Source organism: Rhizobium sp. ZK1, from assembly GCF_047782645.1.
In the GTDB taxonomy this organism is placed as follows: domain Bacteria; phylum Pseudomonadota; class Alphaproteobacteria; order Rhizobiales; family Rhizobiaceae; genus Rhizobium.
Genome location: NZ_CP180587.1, coordinates 2,153,860 through 2,171,868, shown reverse-complemented (window position 1 = coordinate 2,171,868; position 18,009 = coordinate 2,153,860). Strand labels below are relative to the sequence as shown.

Annotated in this window: 23 protein-coding genes and 1 pseudogene; 12 read left to right on the top strand and 12 right to left on the bottom strand. The window is 59.3% G+C overall.

The genetic code is table 11. From position 1 onward, the window contains the following. Window positions 1-185: 185 nt before the first annotated feature. The 6 genes from ACK9YZ_RS32720 to ACK9YZ_RS32695 are packed head-to-tail and all read right to left on the bottom strand — an operon-like array spanning window position 186 to window position 5,462. Window positions 186-962, bottom strand: a complete 777-nt coding sequence (locus ACK9YZ_RS32720) for an ABC transporter permease (RefSeq protein WP_416067581.1) — start codon at window positions 960-962, stop codon at window positions 186-188. Beyond that, window positions 962-1,798, bottom strand: a complete 837-nt coding sequence (locus tag ACK9YZ_RS32715; protein WP_416067580.1) for an ABC transporter ATP-binding protein — start codon at window positions 1,796-1,798, stop codon at window positions 962-964. The genes ACK9YZ_RS32720 and ACK9YZ_RS32715 overlap by 1 nt, the downstream gene beginning before the upstream one ends. Beyond that, the gene (locus ACK9YZ_RS32710; protein ID WP_416067579.1) at window positions 1,795-2,247 is read right to left on the bottom strand and encodes a GlcG/HbpS family heme-binding protein; all 453 of its coding nucleotides are present in this window, start codon (window positions 2,245-2,247) and stop codon (window positions 1,795-1,797) included. Before ACK9YZ_RS32710 ends, ACK9YZ_RS32715 begins: the two co-directional genes overlap by 4 nt. Beyond that, complete coding sequence (locus ACK9YZ_RS32705) at window positions 2,240-3,001, bottom strand: SDR family oxidoreductase (protein WP_416067578.1); 762 nt, start codon at window positions 2,999-3,001, stop codon at window positions 2,240-2,242. The genes ACK9YZ_RS32710 and ACK9YZ_RS32705 overlap by 8 nt, the downstream gene beginning before the upstream one ends. Beyond that, window positions 2,992-4,431, bottom strand: a complete 1,440-nt coding sequence (hydA, locus tag ACK9YZ_RS32700; protein ID WP_416067577.1) for a dihydropyrimidinase — start codon at window positions 4,429-4,431, stop codon at window positions 2,992-2,994. The genes ACK9YZ_RS32705 and hydA overlap by 10 nt, the downstream gene beginning before the upstream one ends. Then, window positions 4,428-5,462 (bottom strand): ABC transporter substrate-binding protein, encoded by a 1,035-nt coding sequence (locus tag ACK9YZ_RS32695; protein ID WP_416067576.1) that lies wholly within the window; start codon window positions 5,460-5,462, stop codon window positions 4,428-4,430. Before ACK9YZ_RS32695 ends, hydA begins: the two co-directional genes overlap by 4 nt. A gap of 139 nt (window positions 5,463-5,601) precedes the next feature. Here ACK9YZ_RS32695 and ACK9YZ_RS32690 point away from each other — a divergent pair, with 139 nt between their 5' ends. After that, complete coding sequence (locus ACK9YZ_RS32690) at window positions 5,602-6,324, top strand: GntR family transcriptional regulator (protein ID WP_416067575.1); 723 nt, start codon at window positions 5,602-5,604, stop codon at window positions 6,322-6,324. Between the two features lie 169 nt (window positions 6,325-6,493). Here the strand turns inward: ACK9YZ_RS32690 and ACK9YZ_RS32685 are convergent, their stop codons facing one another. Both ACK9YZ_RS32685 and ACK9YZ_RS32680 read right to left on the bottom strand, forming a co-directional pair. Continuing rightward, window positions 6,494-6,787 carry a type II toxin-antitoxin system RelE/ParE family toxin gene (locus tag ACK9YZ_RS32685; RefSeq protein WP_416067574.1) on the bottom strand — a complete coding sequence of 98 codons (294 nt, stop codon included), beginning with the start codon at window positions 6,785-6,787 and terminating at the stop codon, window positions 6,494-6,496. Then, entirely contained in the window at window positions 6,787-7,041 is a 255-nt protein-coding gene (locus tag ACK9YZ_RS32680) for a type II toxin-antitoxin system ParD family antitoxin (protein WP_220333757.1), read from the bottom strand. The genes ACK9YZ_RS32685 and ACK9YZ_RS32680 overlap by 1 nt, the downstream gene beginning before the upstream one ends. Window positions 7,042-7,542: 501 nt before the next feature. On the opposite strand from ACK9YZ_RS32680, the gene ACK9YZ_RS32675 reads away from it, so the two are divergent. From ACK9YZ_RS32675 to ACK9YZ_RS32630, 10 genes are all read left to right on the top strand, one after another. Further along, complete coding sequence (locus ACK9YZ_RS32675; protein ID WP_416067573.1) at window positions 7,543-8,493, top strand: GlxA family transcriptional regulator; 951 nt, start codon at window positions 7,543-7,545, stop codon at window positions 8,491-8,493. 198 nt (window positions 8,494-8,691) lie between these two features. Continuing rightward, window positions 8,692-9,081 carry an alpha/beta fold hydrolase gene (locus ACK9YZ_RS32670; protein WP_416067572.1) on the top strand — a complete coding sequence of 130 codons (390 nt, stop codon included), beginning with the start codon at window positions 8,692-8,694 and terminating at the stop codon, window positions 9,079-9,081. After that, a complete protein-coding gene (locus ACK9YZ_RS32665; RefSeq protein ID WP_416067571.1) occupies window positions 9,078-9,335 on the top strand; it encodes an alpha/beta fold hydrolase in 258 nt (85 codons plus the stop codon). The genes ACK9YZ_RS32670 and ACK9YZ_RS32665 overlap by 4 nt, the downstream gene beginning before the upstream one ends. Before the next feature lie 184 nt (window positions 9,336-9,519). Continuing rightward, window positions 9,520-10,278: an SDR family oxidoreductase gene (locus ACK9YZ_RS32660; RefSeq protein ID WP_416067570.1), complete on the top strand. Its 759-nt coding sequence runs from the start codon at window positions 9,520-9,522 to the stop codon at window positions 10,276-10,278. A gap of 66 nt (window positions 10,279-10,344) precedes the next feature. Then, window positions 10,345-11,538 (top strand): MFS transporter, encoded by a 1,194-nt coding sequence (locus ACK9YZ_RS32655; protein WP_416067569.1) that lies wholly within the window; start codon window positions 10,345-10,347, stop codon window positions 11,536-11,538. 112 nt (window positions 11,539-11,650) lie between these two features. Then, window positions 11,651-12,190: a carboxymuconolactone decarboxylase family protein gene (locus ACK9YZ_RS32650; RefSeq protein WP_416067568.1), complete on the top strand. Its 540-nt coding sequence runs from the start codon at window positions 11,651-11,653 to the stop codon at window positions 12,188-12,190. 151 nt (window positions 12,191-12,341) lie between these two features. Then, on the top strand, window positions 12,342-13,172 hold the full coding sequence (locus ACK9YZ_RS32645; protein WP_416067567.1) for an alpha/beta fold hydrolase: 831 nt from the start codon (window positions 12,342-12,344) through the stop codon (window positions 13,170-13,172). Between the two features lie 36 nt (window positions 13,173-13,208). Beyond that, on the top strand, window positions 13,209-13,928 hold the full coding sequence (locus ACK9YZ_RS32640; protein WP_416067566.1) for a hypothetical protein: 720 nt from the start codon (window positions 13,209-13,211) through the stop codon (window positions 13,926-13,928). Between the two features lie 46 nt (window positions 13,929-13,974). Continuing rightward, complete coding sequence (locus tag ACK9YZ_RS32635) at window positions 13,975-14,394, top strand: GlcG/HbpS family heme-binding protein (protein ID WP_416067565.1); 420 nt, start codon at window positions 13,975-13,977, stop codon at window positions 14,392-14,394. A gap of 91 nt (window positions 14,395-14,485) precedes the next feature. Continuing rightward, window positions 14,486-15,322, top strand: a complete 837-nt coding sequence (locus tag ACK9YZ_RS32630) for an alpha/beta fold hydrolase (RefSeq protein WP_416067564.1) — start codon at window positions 14,486-14,488, stop codon at window positions 15,320-15,322. Window positions 15,323-15,392: 70 nt separating this feature from the next. Here ACK9YZ_RS32630 and ACK9YZ_RS32625 read toward each other — a convergent pair whose 3' ends face one another. From ACK9YZ_RS32625 to ACK9YZ_RS32615, 3 genes are all read right to left on the bottom strand, one after another. Next, entirely contained in the window at window positions 15,393-15,827 is a 435-nt protein-coding gene (locus tag ACK9YZ_RS32625) for a hypothetical protein (RefSeq protein ID WP_416067563.1), read from the bottom strand. Between the two features lie 121 nt (window positions 15,828-15,948). Then, window positions 15,949-16,242, bottom strand: a complete 294-nt coding sequence (locus tag ACK9YZ_RS32620) for a type II toxin-antitoxin system RelE/ParE family toxin (RefSeq protein ID WP_416067562.1) — start codon at window positions 16,240-16,242, stop codon at window positions 15,949-15,951. Continuing rightward, complete coding sequence (locus tag ACK9YZ_RS32615; RefSeq protein WP_416067561.1) at window positions 16,239-16,547, bottom strand: type II toxin-antitoxin system RelB/DinJ family antitoxin; 309 nt, start codon at window positions 16,545-16,547, stop codon at window positions 16,239-16,241. The genes ACK9YZ_RS32620 and ACK9YZ_RS32615 overlap by 4 nt, the downstream gene beginning before the upstream one ends. A gap of 144 nt (window positions 16,548-16,691) precedes the next feature. Between ACK9YZ_RS32615 and ACK9YZ_RS32610 the strand changes: the two are divergent. Continuing rightward, window positions 16,692-17,324 (top strand): annotated as a pseudogene (locus ACK9YZ_RS32610) (ISKra4 family transposase); the annotation flags it as partial. Here the strand turns inward: ACK9YZ_RS32610 and ACK9YZ_RS32605 are convergent. Beyond that, a complete protein-coding gene (locus ACK9YZ_RS32605; protein ID WP_416067559.1) occupies window positions 17,300-18,001 on the bottom strand; it encodes an IS6 family transposase in 702 nt (233 codons plus the stop codon). The pseudogene ACK9YZ_RS32610 and the gene ACK9YZ_RS32605 sit on opposite strands and share 25 nt — an antisense overlap. Between the last annotated feature and the right edge of the window lie 8 nt (window positions 18,002-18,009).

Sequence of the window (18,009 nt, the reverse complement as noted above, 5' to 3'; positions counted from 1 at the left end):
GGTGCGAGCCCGAAGCTGTAAATAGAGTCGACCCCGCAGCAGTTCCCCACGTTTTGAGTCTCACTGCTCGTGATGGGAGCAGAACCGACAACCTCCTATATCCTTGCAATCAGTCAGTTCATCGATCGTTACTCATGCCGAGAAGGCCGCCACCGCACGATCCATGCCGCAGTGACGGAAATCCGCTACCCCGCCGCAAATTCCTGTTTGCGGTTGGCCCACCCACAAACCCGCAGCTCGATGACGGCGAATACGCTGTAAAGAGCGATGCCCAGGAATGCGAGGGCAAAAAGTCCTGCGAAGGCGAGCGCTACGTCGAAGCTCGACGTTGCCATCATCATCACGGTTCCGATGCCCAGATTCGAAGCGACTGTCTCAGAAAGCACCGTGCCAACGAAGGCAAGGGTAACGGCGACCTTAAGCGACGCGAAGAAATATGGCATAGCTCGTGGAAGGCTGACGTTCCACAGAACCTGGATACGCGATGCTCCGAGTGCCTTTAGCACGTCTTCCATTTCCGGCTCGGTGGTCGCAAGACCGGTCGCGACATTGACGACAATCGGGAAGATGCAGGTCGTCAGCGCGGTTAGGACCGCTGGCACCGTGCCCGAGCCGAACCACAGAACGAAGATCGGAACGACGGCGACCTTCGGAATGGACGAGAAACCGACCAAGAGCGGATACGCTGTCTTGTAGGCGGTTCTCGATACGCCAACAAAGATGCCGAGTGCCACGCCGATCACCATGCCGAGGGAAAACCCCACCATCGTTGTTGCCAACGTCTGGAGGATGTTGGGCCACAGAGCCGGCATTTGGATAATGAGCGTGCTGAAGATGGCGCTCGGGCGCGGCAACACGATCGGGCTGATATGGAAGACGATGCAAGCCACTTCCCAGACAACAAAAATCAGCACGATCAGGGACGCGGATTTCAGGTTTTCCTTGATTTGAGGCGACGGCATCAGACCTTCTCCACTTCCTGGCGCGCGGCAAAAATCAGGCGCCGTAAATCATTTGTGAGATCGGTAAACTCTGTCTCGAACGTGGTTTCCAGCGTTCTCGGTCGCGGAAAGTCCACTGCACGGTCCTCGGTCACGCGGCCTGGGCGGGCACTCATCACCAGGATCCGGCTTGCCAGAAACGCCGCTTCGCGAAGATCATGCGTGACGAGAAAGACAGTCGGTTTCGTCTCCATCCAGAGATCCTGAAGGATCGCCCAGAGCTCCTCGCGGGTGAATTGATCCAACGCCCCGAATGGCTCGTCGAGCATCAGGAGTTTCGGGGAATGGATGAGCGCGCGGCAGAGATTGGCGCGCTGTAGCATGCCGCCGGATAGTTCCCAAGGCCGGCGGTCACCGAAACCGGTAAGGCCGACTTTCGCAAGTAGGGCGTCGGCCCTGTCCCGAAACACGGTATCCTTATCGCGACGGAAAGTATCCGAATAAGGTTTGACGATCTTCAGCGGCAGCATGATGTTCTGCCGGATCGTCAACCAGGGCAACATCGTCGGATTCTGGAACGCCATGCCGATCCCGACCTGTTCCGCCCCCACCTCGCGCCCGGCGACAAAGACAACGCCTTCCGTCGGCCGAAGCAGGCCCGCAACGAGCTTGAGAATGGTGGACTTACCGCAGCCGGAGGGACCGACCATCGCAACGAAATCACCGGGGCGAACTGTCAGATTTGTCCGGTCTAGCGCCAAGAACGTGTTGTCTCCCTTGCCGAACCGCACCTGGACATTTTCGAGCTGCGCTATTCGTGCCGTCATCTGCTCCGCCGGAGGGAATGCTGTCGTCATCTACTCTGCCCCTCTTTGATTTTCCGTTCGAACGCCGCGATAGCGGCTTTCGCGATCTCAAGATCCTGCTCTCCCGTCCCGGAGCCGACCCCGATCCCACCGACAACCTGACCGTCAACAAGCAAAGGCAGGCCACCAAGCAGATTTGTCATCTTTCCCGACGTTGCTTCGGCCAAAAGCAATGCCTTGTCGGGCGATATACCACCCGTCGGCTGACCGGTCGTTGCAGCCGTCATCGCCTTGCGCGTTGCGCTCTCGATCGAAAGCACGCGCGCCCCGTCCATTCGGATAAAGGCCATCAGATTGCAGCCTTCGTCGACCACGGCGATGCATTGGGGGACGCCCATGGCTTCCGCAGCATCAACGGCTGCGGCAAGAATGGTGGATGCGCCGCGATGCGTAAGCTTTACCGCCGATCTGGTCAACGTCATCGGAAGTTCTTCAGACATGGCGCACATACCCTCCGTCGACGCGATAGACACTCCCCGTGACATAGGATGCCCGACCGCTACAGAGAAAGGCGACGACGGCCGCAATTTCGTCAGGTTCGGCATAGCGACCGGCGGGAATCTGGGCCAAGGAACGCTGACGCACGGTTTCCACCGGAATGCTCTCGCGTTGAGCGGTTGCCTCATCGGTCATCGCGACACGCTCGGTCGCGACCCGGCCGGGCATCACCACATTGACGGTCACTCCATCCTTTGCAACCTCGGGCGCCAGCGACTTAGACCATGCGATCAACCCGGCTCGGATCGTGTTCGAAATCCCGAGGACGGGGATTGGCTGAACGGCGCCAGTGCTGACAACCGTCACGATGCGTCCCCAGACTTGCCTGCGCATGGCCGGAAGAAATAAATCCGTCAGACGGATTACCGACAGCGACATCGATCGGAAGCTCTCCTCCCAGTCCGAGACATCACGGCCGACCGCGCCACCGTAGGGCGGGCCGCCGGTGTTGTTTATCAGGATGTCGATATCGCCAACCTCGGCCGCGAAGACGGTCAGGCTCGTAATATCCGATAGATCGACCTGAAACATGCCTGCCGCCCCGACTTCGGCCGCGGCTGCCGCAAGCGCCTGCCTGTCACGGGCAGCCAGGAACACGGCAGCACCTTCGGCGGCGAGTGCCCTGGCGACAGCGAGACCCATGCCGCGATTGCCTCCCAGCACGAGCGCACGCTTTCCTGCAATTTTCAGATCCATGCGGCGATCTCCCTTGTCTTCCAAGCCGACGATGTTTGTTGCGTGAGGAACTGTCCGCGGCCCGGCTGCGCCTTCAGTTCATTGTTCTCGATGATGACCTCACCGCGGCTGATGATGGTCTCTGGCCAGCCCTGGACCTCGAGCCCCTCGAATGGAGTGTAGTCGACATCGTGATGCATCATGCTGTTGGTGATGGTGACCCGCCGTTCCGGATCCCAGATAGCCAGATCCGCATCGGCACCCACGGCGATCGTGCCCTTACGTGGGTGGAGACCATACAGCTTGGCATTGTTCGTCGCCGTCAGTGCCACGAAGCGCGGAAGGTCTATGCGCCTTTTCATGACACCTTCGCTGAACAGGATGGCGAGCCGCGTCTCCAGCCCTGGGATGCCATTGGCGATGGCACGGAACGATGCCGCAGGACCAGCCTTCAACTTCCCATCCGCATCGAAGCAATAGGGCGCATGATCGGAATTGAAGATGTCGATCGTACCGTCTTCGATGCCGCGCCAAAGTGCTGCCTGCGCCGCCGTATCGCGCGGCGGCGGACTGCACATGGCCTTGGCCCCGAGCATATCCGGCATTTCCAGATCGGCTTCGGTCAAGAGCAGATATTGCGGGCAGGTTTCGGCGATAACGACGTGGCCACCAGCGCGAGCGCGGCGGATCTCATCAAGCGGATCTCCCCCAGAGACATGCACGATCACCAGCGGCACACCAGCGATTTCGGCCAGCGTGACGGCCCGGTGTGTCGCTTCCCTTTCTACTGGAAGCGGCCTCGACGTGGCATGAGCAGGGGGTCGCGTTCGCCCCTGCTTTTCGAGCCGATCCGCAAGCCAGCCGATCATCTCGTGGTTTTCGGCATGGATCAGCATCACTGCTTTTTCCTCGCGCGCTGTCTCGAAGACATCGAGGATCTGGCGATCGCTCAGCTGCATCGCGTCGTAGGTCATATAGACCTTAATGCTCGTGTGGCCGCGGCGGATCAACGCCGGCAGTTCCTGCCCGAGGACCGCGGGTGTCGGGTCGCTGACGATCAGATGGAACGCGTAATCTATCACCGACTGCCCCTCGGCCCGTCGGTGATAGTCGGCCACCGCGGCAGTCAATGACTCACCCCGGTGCTGGACGCAGAAGGGTACGATGGTCGTTGTTCCCCCGAATGCGGCACTAATGCTTCCGGAGCGAAAACCGTCCGCCATTTTCGCGCCCTTAGCCGCCAGCCCCGGCGCCTGCGGTTGGTCGAGATGGCAATGAGCATCGATGCCGCCGGGCAGCACGAGCCGCCCGGTTGCATCGATCACTTGCTCTGCGTCCTCGATATGCTCGGCGATCGCAGCAATACGGCCTCCCCTGACACCAAGGTCCGCCTTCGTTACGTCAGAGGCGGTCACGATTGTTCCGCCGCGGACCACCAGGTCAAACATCATGCCGGAAGCTTCCTGAGTTCAGCCACGGGCAGGAAAGACGGATCGAACAGATCCTCGGCCTTCGGTACGGATGGCAGACTGAAGCCCGCCGCGACGGCCTCCATTGACTTCGACAGTCGGGCCGTGTCGACACCGCCCATGCCGCTCTTCTTCGTTTCTTCAGTGGTGAACTGGTTCTTGATCAGCCAACGTAGCTTCTGTTCCTCCAGATCGGCATTGATCAGCGGGGAGTGTGCCTTCAGTGCAGCGATAGCAGCCTTCGGATCGGCTATCGCTGCCTGATACCCTCGTGCGCTGGCAGCGATAAAGGATTTTGCCACGTCCGGCCGCTCTGTACGGAACTTCTTCGATAGGACAATTGCGTTGCCATAGAGGTCAAGCCCAGCGTCGGAATAGTAGAGGATCTTGATATCGGCTGGCGCAATACCGGCCTTCTGGAGACCGAAGTAGACCGTGGAGTCGAAACCAAGAATGGCATCGGCGCTGCCTCCAGCAAGGACGGCCTCGCGCAACTGCAGGCCGACCATGTTCCACTTAATCTTCGATGCATCGATCGACGTCGTCTTGACATAGGTGGAGAACAGTCGGTAGGCGCCGTCGGCCGCCGCTGCGCCGATCGTGCGTCCCTCAAGGTCGGAAGGCTTTGTAATTCCCGATTTCGCCAGCGTGACGACCGAAAGCGGGCTTTTGTAATAGAGCATGAAGGCAGCGCGTACCTCCGCAGTCGGGTTCTTCGAGTTGAACTCCGCGAGATTGTTGATGTCGACCGTACCGCCATCGTAAACGCCCGACCCGGTTCGTGACGCGGCTTCGCCTGAGCCGCCGCTGGTGTCGAACTGGCAGTCGAGGCCGGCATCCTTGTACCAACCATTCTGCGCTGCCAGGAGATACATTGAGATCGAGCCGTCGAACGGCACGGCAAAGGAGAACTTCACCGGTTCAGCTGCAAAGCTACGCCCCGCCCGAACAACGAAGGGCGCGGCTAGAGCCGCCTGCAGAATGGTTCGCCTTGAAGTTTTGAATTCGAGCATGTCAGTCCCCTTTTTTTGGTGAAGCCGCCAGAAATATTTTGCAAGGGACGTGCCACTCTGCGAAATATAATGAAAACAAAGCTGCGCTCAAAATTGTGCGCAATATTCTGTGTAGCGATTAATCGCGGAGAGCCTAAGTATGAGCCAGAAGACGCGTTTGGTGGGCATGATGAATGAGCGCAACCGCCCCCGGACGGATGACGCGGAGGCTGCTTACAGGCATTTATTCGACGCAATTGTCGACCAGCGCCTGCTGCCGGGAACTAAGCTTACCGAGATCGCGTTGGTTGAAGCGTTCGGCGTAGGCCGACGTATGGTCGCTACCGCCTTGCAGCGCCTGCACTGGGAGAAACTTGTCGTTTTCATACCCAACCGCGGTGCCTATATCGCCGCACCCGACGCCGACGAGGCCCGGCAGGTGTTTGCCGCCCGCGTCGCGATCGAGGCCGGAACGACCGAAGCGGTGGCGCAGGCGGCTGATCCAACGGCGATTGCTAGGCTGCGCGACAATATCGAGCAGGAGCACAAACTTCGCGAACAAGGGTATATCCGCGAGGCGATCCACCTATCCGGTGGTTTTCACACGTTGATGGCCGAGCTATCCGGCAATCGTGTCCTTGCAGATCAGGTGAGGCTGCTGGTTGCCCGCACCAGCCTGATCGTCAATCTCTTCGACAATCAGATGGGACTTGCTGGCTGGCATGATCATCATGACGACCTGATTGAGCATTGCGAGAGAGGTGATGTCGAAAAAGCCGTGACACTCATGCGCGAGCACATTCTCGAAATCTGTGATGCACTGGCACTCGACAGGCGCCGACCTGTCGCCTTTGATATGGTGAGGGTGTTCGCGCGGGGGTAATCCGAGCAATGTTACCGGAGCTCTTGAAGGGAATCGAACAGCAGATCCCGCAAATAAAAGCATGGGATAATAGCGATTTAGGGAATGCCAGATGATGTTGACACGCGTCACACTCCCGGCCTTAAATGCCCATCAAGCAACTGTGCTTGTTCATTCACTCGGCGAGCGCCTAAACGGGATCGCTCGTCCAGTCTTCATGTCCATGCCGTATTCGGATCACGAAAATTGCTCCGTTCTCCTCGATCCGGTAGACAATGAGATGGGCTTTGAACGGATGAATTCTAACTGGCGGCGAAATCTCTTCTCGCTCACGCGCCATTCGCGGATTAGCGGCAATGAGATCAAGCACTGCAAACAGTTCGTCATGATACCGCCTAGCCTGTGCGGATCCGAACATGCGCACACCTTCTTCGGCGATTGTAATGATATCCTCTTCCGCTTCGACTGAAAGGCTAAAACGCATTACCTGCTGCCGCGCGTCGTTTCCCCACGCGCGACTGCCGCGGCAAAAAGCTCGTCCTTCGACCGGCTGCCAACACCACTTTTAAGACCGTCATCAACGAAGCGTTGCATGGCGGCAATCTTATCACTGCGAACTTGGTCCCTCCGGATCAGATCACGCACATAGTCGCTGGCATTGGAATATCGCCCGGTCTTTGCTTGCGCCTCGACCCAATCTTTCATCGGGTCCGGAAGAGATACGTTCATCGTAGCCATTCGAGTCTCCATAGGACGAGAAGATTAGCCGAACTTGGCAAAGTTTGTCAAATCGCTCTCCCGGGTTCGAAGCGCAGCTCGGCTAGGCTCATTCTCGACATCGCGCATCGCCGCGATTAGGCGCTCTCGCTGGCGTGGAACGCCGATCTTCAAATGGCCGTCTTGAACGAACTCGAACCGTTGGCCCGCAGCACAGCAGACAGAAGTCGCGATCGGCTCCTTCATCCTCAATCGAATGTTGGCCTGCGCACGCCCGCGGTAAGATCACCGCCGCATAACAGCAGCATCAAAGATGGAAGTTCGCTCTTTCCGTGACCCTTGCACCAACGCCGCACAACACGGCTGAGGTGGGGAAGCAGGGTGTTGTGCCGGCAACTCCTCAATGGAATAACGCAGCCGTTCCTGTCAAAGAAACGTCGGTTCCTGCCATCAAGATGAATTGGGTTTGCTCGATGCCGCTGACCGGATTAGTCTCTAGCGTCAATCCGGGAAGGACACTACATGCGGCAGGTCGCCCTTGTTCTCGAACACGGTTTTCAACTTATGGGATTGGCAGCTCTGGCAGCATTCGAGCTTGCCAACGCCGAACTCGGAGACGATGGCTATCAGCTGACTGTCCTATCGGAACACGGTGGTACGGTCAGGTCTTCGATGAACACGGGCATAGAGACGGTAGCGCTCGGTCTCATGCCAGATACGCTGATAGTGGCTGGTGAACTCGTTCCCTCTCCCATCTCTCCAGGATTGCGTGGCTATCTGGCGCGCGCCGGTAAGGAGGCCCGCAGGGTCGCCGGCGTTTGCACCGGTGCTTTCGTACTGGCCGAGGCCGGTCTGCTGGACGGCCGCACGGCCACCACCCACTGGGCGCATGCACCTAACCTCAGATCCCGATTTCCTAAAGTCACCGTGGACGATGACCGGATTTTTATCCGTGATGGGAATGTCTGGACCTCAGCCGGAATGTCCTCGGCTATCGACCTAACTTTGGCGTTGATCGAGGATGATCACGGATCGTCTCTTTCAAGAGCCATTGCCCGCAAACTCGTCGTCTATCATCGACGCCCCGGCGGCCAGTCGCAATTCTCGGCGCTTCTTGAACTGGAGCCGCGATCCGACCGGGTGCAGCGAGCGCTTACCTATGCCCGGGAGAACCTGCGCAACAACCTCTCTGTCGAGGAATTGGCCGAAGCCGCCAGCCTGTCACCACGCCAGTTTAGCCGGATTTTCCGCGAAGAAACCGGCCAGTCCCCCGCCAAGGCCGTCGAGATGATGAGGCTGGAAGCTGCGCGCGTTATGCTGGAAGAAGGCCGGCATCCAATGGACATCGTCGCCCGCGATACCGGCTTTTCCGACCGTGACCGGATGCGCCGCGCCTTCCTGCGCAGCTACGGGCAACCGCCCGCCAGCCTGAAGCGCAGCCTTAAGCTGATGGAAGACAGCACGGCGGCGTGACTGGATTTGCTGCATCTATGTCGTTTCAGTCAGCGGCTTTGACGGATAGCCTCGCTCTATTCAAACAGAATGGAGTAACGTCATGGAGAAGACTCTGGCACCCGCTGGCTGGATACCAGCCGGGGGCGTCTTGCCGTCAGGCAAAGCGGTCCAGACGGTGGCATCCCGCTGATCCTGCTGCAGCGGTTTCGTGGCACGATGGACGATTGGGATCCGGCGTTCGTAAAGGCCATTTCCGCCGAGCGTCGTGTATTCAGCTTCGACAGCACAGGCATCGGCAGGTCCGAGGGCCGCGTCCCTGAAACGATCGCCGGAATGGCTGCGGTGACGGCCGAGGTTATCGGCCGGCTGGGCTTCAGACAGGCTGATGTCCTTGGCTGGTCCCTTGGCGGCGGGGTGGCCCAGCAACTGGCGCTCGATTCCCCCCATCTTATCCGGCGCCTGATCATCGCCGGATCGAGCCCAGGCGGCATCAACGACGAGACGACTTTCTCTTCCTTTTCTATCCCGAGACCGAAGCCGCGGTCGCGTGCGGCAAGGCTTCGATTGCAAGGATTGCGGCACAACCCGATCAGGGTCCCACTGTGACCGCCAAAGCCTTCATGGCACAGATCAAGGCAATCTCCAGCTGGCCGGGCGTGCTTTCCCGGGCAAAGGATCTGCGCATGCCGATCCTGGTCGCCAACGGTGCCCATGATTTGATGCTGCCCGCCTATCGCTCCTTCGTTCTGTCACAGCAGGCGCCGGACGCAGGACTGGTCCTTTATCCCGACGCAGGCCACGCCTTCCTGTTTCAGGAGATCGAGGATTTCGCCGCACAGATCGATCTCTTCCTCGGCTAACGCGCACCAACGCCAGTGTCGTTTCAGACAACACCCGGCCATCGCGCCGGGTTTTTGATGTCTTCTTAAAGCAGTGTCTTGATTTGCTGTTTTTATGACATTTGAGCCAACCCATTCAGCCCACATAATGAACGTATCGAAAGCGCCGTGGTGGCGCGCGATTTCGCAAGAGAAGGAATATTCCATGCAGATGACCGGCAACACAATCTTCATCACCGGCGGCACGTCGGGCATTGGCAGGGCGCTTGCCGAAGCCTTCCATGCTCTCGGCAACAAGGTCATCATCGCCGGCCGCCGCAAGGCGCTGCTCGACGAGGTGGCTTCCACGAACCCCGGCATCGACGGTGTGGAGCTCGATATTGCCGATGCGGCCGACATCGACCGTGTCGCGGCACAGCTGATCCGTGACTATCCCACGCTGAACGTCCTGATCAACAACGCCGGCATCATGCCGTTCGACGATCCTTCGACCCGCATCGACGACGCCACGTCGCGCCGCATCATTGAGACCAACCTGCTAGGCCCGATCCGCCTGACATCAGCCCTGATCGAGCATCTCAAGGCCCAGCCGCGCGCGACGATTATCCACAACACCTCGGTCCTTGCCTATGTGCCGATCGCAACCAACGCCGTTTATTCGGCCTCAAAGGCGGCACTGCATTCCTACACCCTGTCGCAGCGCTTCATGCTGCGGGATACCCGTGTCACCGTGCAGGAAATTGCGCCGCCGTGGGTCGATACGGACCTGATCAAGAAGAGCGGCGATACGCGCGCCATGCCGTTGGACGCCTTCATCGCAGAAACCATGAAGGGGCTTGCAACCGAAGCGCCGGAGGTTTTCGTCGAGGGGATCCGTGCGCTGCGCGACAATCCAGGCCTCAACGAACACGCGCTGGTCGATGGCTTCAACGCCGAGATCGCCGCAAACCCGATCCCCTTCTGACATCTCCATGCTGCCCGTGTCAGGGCCCGCAGATGGCGGGCTCTGACGTCAAGGAGTTTTAAAACCATGTCCGTGTCGCTGATTCACACCTCCCACGTGGGACTTGTTCCTGCGGGATTCCTTGCACTCGGGACCTTCGCCATCGGCACCGAGGGCTTCATGATCGCACCTCTTTTGCCGGTCATGGCCGAAGACTTCCACATGGCCGTACCGACGGTGGCCCTACTGGTTGTCGTGTTCACGCTGGTGCTGGCCGTGTCCTCGCCGGCCACGACAGTTGCAACCGGCAGATTGGCGCGCCGGAGGGTACTTCTGATCGCCATGTCGCTGTTTGCCATCGGCAACCTCACTGCGGCATTGTCATCCTCTTTCGCGGTCCTGATGGGTGCGCGTATCGTCATGGCGATCGGAGCGGGTCTTTATGTCCCTGCGGCCAATGGTTTGGCCGGTGTAATCGTACCACAGCATATGCGTGGACGCGCGCTTGCCATCGTCAGTGCCGGGCAGACATTGGCGATTGCGCTCGGATTGCCGCTCGGCGGCCTGATCGGTCATGCCTTTGGCTGGCAGGCAACCTTTCTGCTGGTCGGCGCGATGAGCGCGGTGGCAATCGGGGGCATATTGATGGGCATCGCGCGGGATGCCGGCAGCGGCTTTGCAGTGGCAGGCCTGAGAGACCGGGTATTGGTCATACGGCAGCGGCCCGTCCTGCGGCTGTTGTCCGTGAGCCTATTCTGGTCGATCGGCGCCTTTGCCGCCTACCCTTATATCGCCGAGTATCTGGAGGCCGTTCTTTCGTTCGGACCGCCAGGGATCACCGCAACAGTATCCCTTTGGGGTCTTTCGGCCGCAGCCGGTGTTATGACCGGAGGTATCCTCAACGATCGCTTCGGCGCGAACCGCGTGGTGTGCTGGTCGCTTTCCCTGCTTGGCCTCTCCTTCCTGGCGCTGGCGGTCCTGGCAGGCCTGCCTCCATCGACGGCGCTTGTCCCCGTGCTGGCGGCCGTTGCCCTCTGGGGCTTCACGGTCTGGTCGTTCTTTCCCGCGCAGATGTCGCGGCTGATCGGAGCGGGAGCACAATCGCAGGCGCCGGTCGCCCTCGCGCTCAACACATCGACCATGTATTTCGGATTCTCCGTCGGAAGCGCGCTTGGCGCAACCGTTCTTGGCACGGGCGTCATATGGGGCATCGGCCTGCTGGCAGCATCGGCGGAACTTATCGCCTTCGTCGTGAATGCCACCTTCTTCAGGACCCGATGACTTTGACCGTCAGCCCTGACACTTCCTCCCGTCACCCCGAACGGCAAATCCCCCTGTCCCTCACCCAACGGCGATTATTTCCCCACGAAAACAGCTCGAAAGGAGCAATGCCATGGCCTCTCGTATTAACACCCCGGCCACTGTCACCGCAACCGGCGAAACAGCCGATCTCTTCGCGACCATCCGCAACTCCATCGGCATGGTTCCCAACGCCTATTCTGCCATCGGCAACCTCAGCACCCCGGCCCTGCAGGCCATGCTCTCAGCCGATGCGGCGCCCTCGCGCGGCTCGCTGTCCGCCCAGGAACGCGAAACCGTCAAGCTCGTTGTCAGCGCTATTGCCGCCTGCGACTATTGCGTGGCGGCCCATAGTCTCGCCGGCAAGGCTTCCGGTATTCCGGTCGACACGGTGCGCGCGATCCGCGCGCTTGAGCCGACGGGTGACGCCCGCCGCGATGCGCTGGTCCGTTTTGTCCGCGTCCTTCAGCAAAGCAGCGGGACGATCGACTTGGCTGAACTCGACACGTTCCGCGCCGCCGGCTTCCCCGATCAGGCCGTTGTCGACGTGGCGCTGGCGATCGCGATCATCACCTTCACGAACGTTTTCAATCGCGTCAACGACACCACCGTCGACTTCCCGGCCCTCAAATGAGGGCTTTCGTGCTTCTCGATGCGACAACAGGCGTATCGGCGGGCACGTCCTGAATTGCCGTCTTTACGTCCTTCCGGGCAAGCCTGCCAATTGCTATCGTCTTCCCTACAGACCCTCATCCAGCAACGGATGAACGCAAAAGGAACTGATCATGAGCACGACTCTCGAGACGGCCCCGACACTCCACGTTGAAGTTGGCGGCATCCGCTTTGCCTACCGCAAGCTTGGTCCCGAAAGTGGCATTCCGCTTGTCTTCTTGCAGCATTTCACGGGAACCATGGATGCCTGGGATCCGCGCGTCGTCAATGCGCTGGCCGCCGACCGCCCCGTCATCGTGTTCAACAATACTGGCGTGGGAACGTCCACCGGCGCCGTGCCCGACACCATCGAGCAAATGTCCACCGATGCGGAAAGCTTCATGGTGGCGCTTGGCCTCACCGAAGTCGATCTTCTCGGCTTCTCGCTCGGCGGATTCCTCGCCCAAGTGATAGCCACCCGTTCCACGGTCAAGGCTCGCAAGCTCATCGTCGCCGGGTCCGCCCCCAGAGGCGGCGAGGAACATCTCCTGCAAGTGGTGGAAGAAGCATTCTCGAAGAACGCCCGGGACGTGCGCCTTCCCCTTTTCTTCACGCCAAGCGCGGCGAGCCAAGCAGCGGGCTCCGCTTTTGTCGACCGGGCGACCGCCCGCCGCCAGGATCGCGACCCCGAAAGTGGCGATGCCGTCAGCAACCCGCAGGCGGCCGCGATCATCGCCTGGTGCGCAAACAAAGATGCCGGCCACGCGACATTAAAGGCCATCCGCCAGCCCACGCTTATCGTCCACGGCAGCGACGACACGATGTTTCCCTCGATCAATGCCTACGAGATGTTCAAGCATATGAGCAGCGCCACGCTGATCATCTATCCGGACTCCGGCCACGGCGCCCTGTTCCAGCACGCCAACACCTTCGTCGCTCACGTCCAGACCTTCCTCAATGCCTGAACGAGTACCCGCACCCTATTTTACAGGACTTCCTCAATGAATACGCTCGCGCAGAAGATAATCGATGCCCATGGCGGCCTCGACGCCTGGAAGACGTTCGCTAGCCTCACCGCGCATCTGAAGCAGGGCGGTGCGCTCTGGCCCCTCAAAGGTCATGGCGGGAAGCTCGATGACACCAACGTCACGGTCGGGCTCGGCAATGAATGGGCGTCCCACCATCCGTTCGGCGCCAACGGCAAGGTCACCCTGTTCCGGCCCGACAAGGTCGAGATCAAGGATGGGACAGGTCGGGTGCTTGAGGAACTCGAGATGCCCCGTGCCTCCTTTGCCGGCCATACGCTCGAGACGCCTTGGACGGAACTGCAGCTCGCCTATTTCGCCGGTATTGCGATGTGGACCTACTTCAATATGCCGTTCCTGTTGGCGGCTCCCGGTGTCGCAAGCGTACAGCTACCGGACTGGAGCGAAAACGGGGAGACGTGGCAGCGTCTGAAGGTGACCTTCCCGAAGGAAATCGCAACCCATAGCACCGTGCAGACGCTGTATGTCGATGCTGACGGGCTGCTGAAGCGCCACGATTACGACGTGGAAATCGCCGGCAACACGCCTGGCGCTCACTATATCTCAGGCTACACGACAGTGTCGGGAATCAAATTCCCGACTGAGCGACGCATCTTCCCGCGTCAACCTGACGGGACATCGCTTCCTGAACCACTCGTGGTGTCGATCGACCTCTCTGACATTAAGCTGCACTGAGTGACAGCTGGCGACGGCGATGCTCCCGCCCTGTGAGGAAAATGTGATGTATGTTCCCCAAGTCACTTTGGGCGCTGTGAAGGCGGCGGAGACTAAGGCGGACGAGATCGGCGTCCATGTGACCATTGTCATCGTTGACCGGGGTGGGGAGCAGATCGCCATGGCGCGTATGGATGGCGCCTGGCCGGGCGCGTTCGATCTGGCTCTCGGCAAGGCACAGACAGCGCGGTCGTTTCATGCGCCCTCAGCCACATTCGTCCTGTTGATCCAGCCGGGCGCCAGCCTCTTTACCGTAGGGAATACCAGCGCCGGCAAATATGTCATCCTTCCCGGCGGCGTCCCGATCAAACTTGAAGGTCACGTCGCGGGCGCCGTCGGCGTAAGCGGCGGCTCCAGCGAACAGGATGCTCTCATTGCCGCCGCTGCGCTCGAAGCGGCTGTCCTCAAGCAACAGGAAAAATTGTGACCACCTGACATTCGCGGCACCCGCAATGAGTTGTTTATACGTAATGACCCGGCCAACCAGATGGGTCCGCACGCCGAAAAGGATATCCGTTATGACGTCTGAAATTCTGATGCCGACCGACGCGTCTTTCGTCGATATTGACGGCCTCAAGATCCGATTGGTCCGGTCGCCTTCGGATCCCGGCCTACCGATACTGCTGACGGCACCCTGGCCCGAGAGTATCTATGCCTTCAATCTCGTCTGGCCGCGGGTATATCCCTTGGGGCCTTTGACGGCGGTCGATCTCCCGGGCTTCGGCATGTCCGAAAGCCGGCCGGATCTGATGTCACCCGAGGCAATGGGCCGTTTCCTCATTCGCGCGATGGACGAACTAGGCATCGAACGCGCGCATGTCATTGCGCCGGATGTCGGCACGCTAGCGGCGCTCTTCGCTGCGAGCAGCAATCCGGACCGGTTCGAAAGCATCGTCGGCGGTAGCGGCGGCGTCAGTCTGGATCTTCTAGGCGGCCCATTGCGGCAGATCGTGGGATCATCGAGAGACGACTTTGCTGGTTCCGATGGTGGCGAGCAGGTCTATCAACTGGTCAAGACCATGGCACGGACCGCCATTCCGGAAGCCATTCTGGAGGATTACCGCACGTCGTCTAAAGGTCAGCGCTGGAACGAGGTTGCTGATTTTGTGCGCGCCTATAGTCACGATCTTCCCCGATTGGCGGAGTTGTTGCCGGCGATTGCGACGCCGACATTGGTGGTTTCGGGGAAGGATGATCCATTCGTTCCGCCATCCAACGGGCAGTTTCTCGCAGACCATATGCCGCATTGCCGTGCCGAAGTGGTCGAGGCTGGTCACTTCGTCTGGGAGGACGCTGCCGAGACCTATGCGAAGCTGCTCTCTGATTGGATCTCCGGAGATTACCGACATGCCTAGCCATGAGCTGCTTCGGAAAGCCGGAAGAAACCGCTGCGGCAACTGCATTTGCTGTCTGGCGAGGCTTTCATCACCGGGCACACGCTGCACGTCGATGGTGGTGCATCGATTGGCAAGGCATCGCTTTGAGTGCTGATGCTGTAGAGAATACCCCTTTTGAGAGTGGCCCGAAATCGCAGGCATCAATCATATCGACCCTGTCCTCTTCAATGCAGTCAGCTGAAGCTATCTCGCTTGGAACGCTCGCAGCCTTGCTGAAAGCAGGCGCCTTATGCACGTCGGGCTGCCGAGGCGGGACGATGACGAGATCATTCTGCTCGACACGGTGCTTTGCAAGCACCACAAGTTGATCGGAACGGTTAATGAAGTCCCACGCCATCAAGGAAAAGCGGGCAATGGTTCGGTGGTTTGCGAAGAAAGCGCAACCGCTGTTCGGTGCGGGCAGCTTCGAACTTTCGTCGGCGAAGTCTTTCCACGTGATAGAGCCGCAGATAACTATCGTCATATGAAAGTGGGTGGTGGATTTGAGGAGGTGGTTCTTAAAGGCGAGATGAACGGAGGAAGGGCATGGCTCTTGAACCAGTTCGAACCGCCGACCCGTTGTTTTCCGGCATCAAGCTCTAAGTCTAGCTAGTTGGCAAAGTGTCGGGCCATTCCTGCGCGCCATGGAGGACGCGAAGGATACGAACAGATGCCTCCGTTGCCGCGTATGCCACGACATACGGCGTGCCGTTGATTACCAGTTCGCGCGTGCCAGCAATTCTGCCAACACGACCGCTCGCGGGAAAATCAGTCAGACGACGAGCGGCCGCGACTATCCGTTCATCGACAAGGATGGCGGCTGAAGGATTATCAGCCTCGATAAACGTGAAGATGGCGTCACGATCCGATAACGCGAACGCAGACCAGGTAAGCTTCACGATTTGCGCGCATTCACTTTAAGGCAGGCCGCCGCGCGACGTTTCGCAAAATGGGCCTCGACTTCATCATCCGAGACGTCCGGTCGAGTATCGTTCAATGCTTCGAGTACCTTGGAGCGAAACCAAGCGTCATGGGCCTCACTGCCTGAAAGAAGTTCGAGTGGCAGCACACCCTCGTTGGCTGTCCGGGTGAGCAAGATACGAACCGCATCGGATACCGTTAGGCCCATGTTTTCAAGCACGGCGGAAGCGCGATCTCGAATTTCGGCATCGATACGGGTTTGGACGAGTGCGTTTGCAGCCATAGCCATCTCCATTTCAAGCCTGAAAGTAGTGCAAATGAATGACAAACGCAATGGCAGGTTTCGGTCGTCTTCGCTCACGAGAGTGGGAAAAACGTGGGGGTAAGGATATCCAGGTAATCGAGTACTTTTTGGAAAGGATACTCGTTGACCGCACAACTGAAGATGATCATCTCCGTCGAGCTTGTGGGGGTGGACGGCGTTCGACAGCGTCGCGAAATTGCCAACGTTAAGCGCAGTGTCGATGATGCTCGTCTCGACGATTTTGGCCTTTCCCTCGAAGAAGCCAAAGAAATTCAGCTGCATCTGCAGAAGGAGCTGACGCAGTTTCAGACGGATCAGGCTGTCCAGCGTGATCGGAAGTGCCCGCATTGCGATTGCTCTCGCCAGGTTCACGATTACAGATCCCGTACGATCCATTCGCTCTTCGGCCTTTGTCGTGTGCGCGTGCCACGGTGGCGACGCTGCGAATGCGGATCGAGCGCAAGATTGGCCGCCGATTGTACCCCGACCCTGTTGAATGGAAGAACAACGCCGGAATTGGAGTGAATTCAGACAGAGCTCGGCTCCCGTTTGTCCTTTCGAGAAGCAGCTCGTGTACTTGATATCTTTCTGCCCCATAATCACCGGACGCTGCGTAACCGGCTGGCCAAGGTTGCCGATCAGATCGAAAAGTGGGACGTCGAGAGCCCGTATCGGCATCGTAAACTTAACGTCCGCCAAGTGACAGGTACTGCTCCTGCTGGACTCCCCGATTATATCCGAGCGATTTCGGCCCACATGCTCATGGTCGCTGCGCGTAGTTCGCGATGGTGGCTGGATGAAATGTCGTGACGGGGGATGTTGAACAGATTAGCGATCGGATCGTGAATGGACACGAAGCGTTGCAAATGTCGCGGTGACTTGGAGCCCTTCATGATCCGTTCTCGTCGTCGGACAGGCTGGTGGGAGTTTTCTGCCCGATTGTTGAGGCCTTTGTGGGAGCGATGCTCGACGCCGGGCATGATTTCCCGCTTTGCGGCGCCGTAGGAGCGAAGCTTGTCGGTAACCATCACGCGTGGCGCCCGGCCATGGCTTTTCAACAGCTTGCGCATCAGGCGCTTGGCCGCCTTGGCGTTACGGCGGCTTTGTACGAGAACCTCCAGAACGAAACCATTCTCATCAACGGCGCGCCACAACCAATGCTTCTTGCCTCGGATCGAAATGACGGCCTCGTCGAGGTGCCATTTATCGCCGAACTGGCCGGACGAGCGGCGGTGGATCTCGTTGGCAAAACTACGGCCAAATTTCTCTGCCCACAGTCGCACCGTTTGATGCGAGACAAGGATGCCTCGCGCCGCCAGCATATCCTCGACCATCCGCAGGCTCAGAGGGAAGCGGATATAAAGCCAGACCGCGTGGGCGATGATGTCGGCGGGAAAACGATGGCGGCGGTAGAGTGGGTCAAGGGCGGTCATACCCCAGG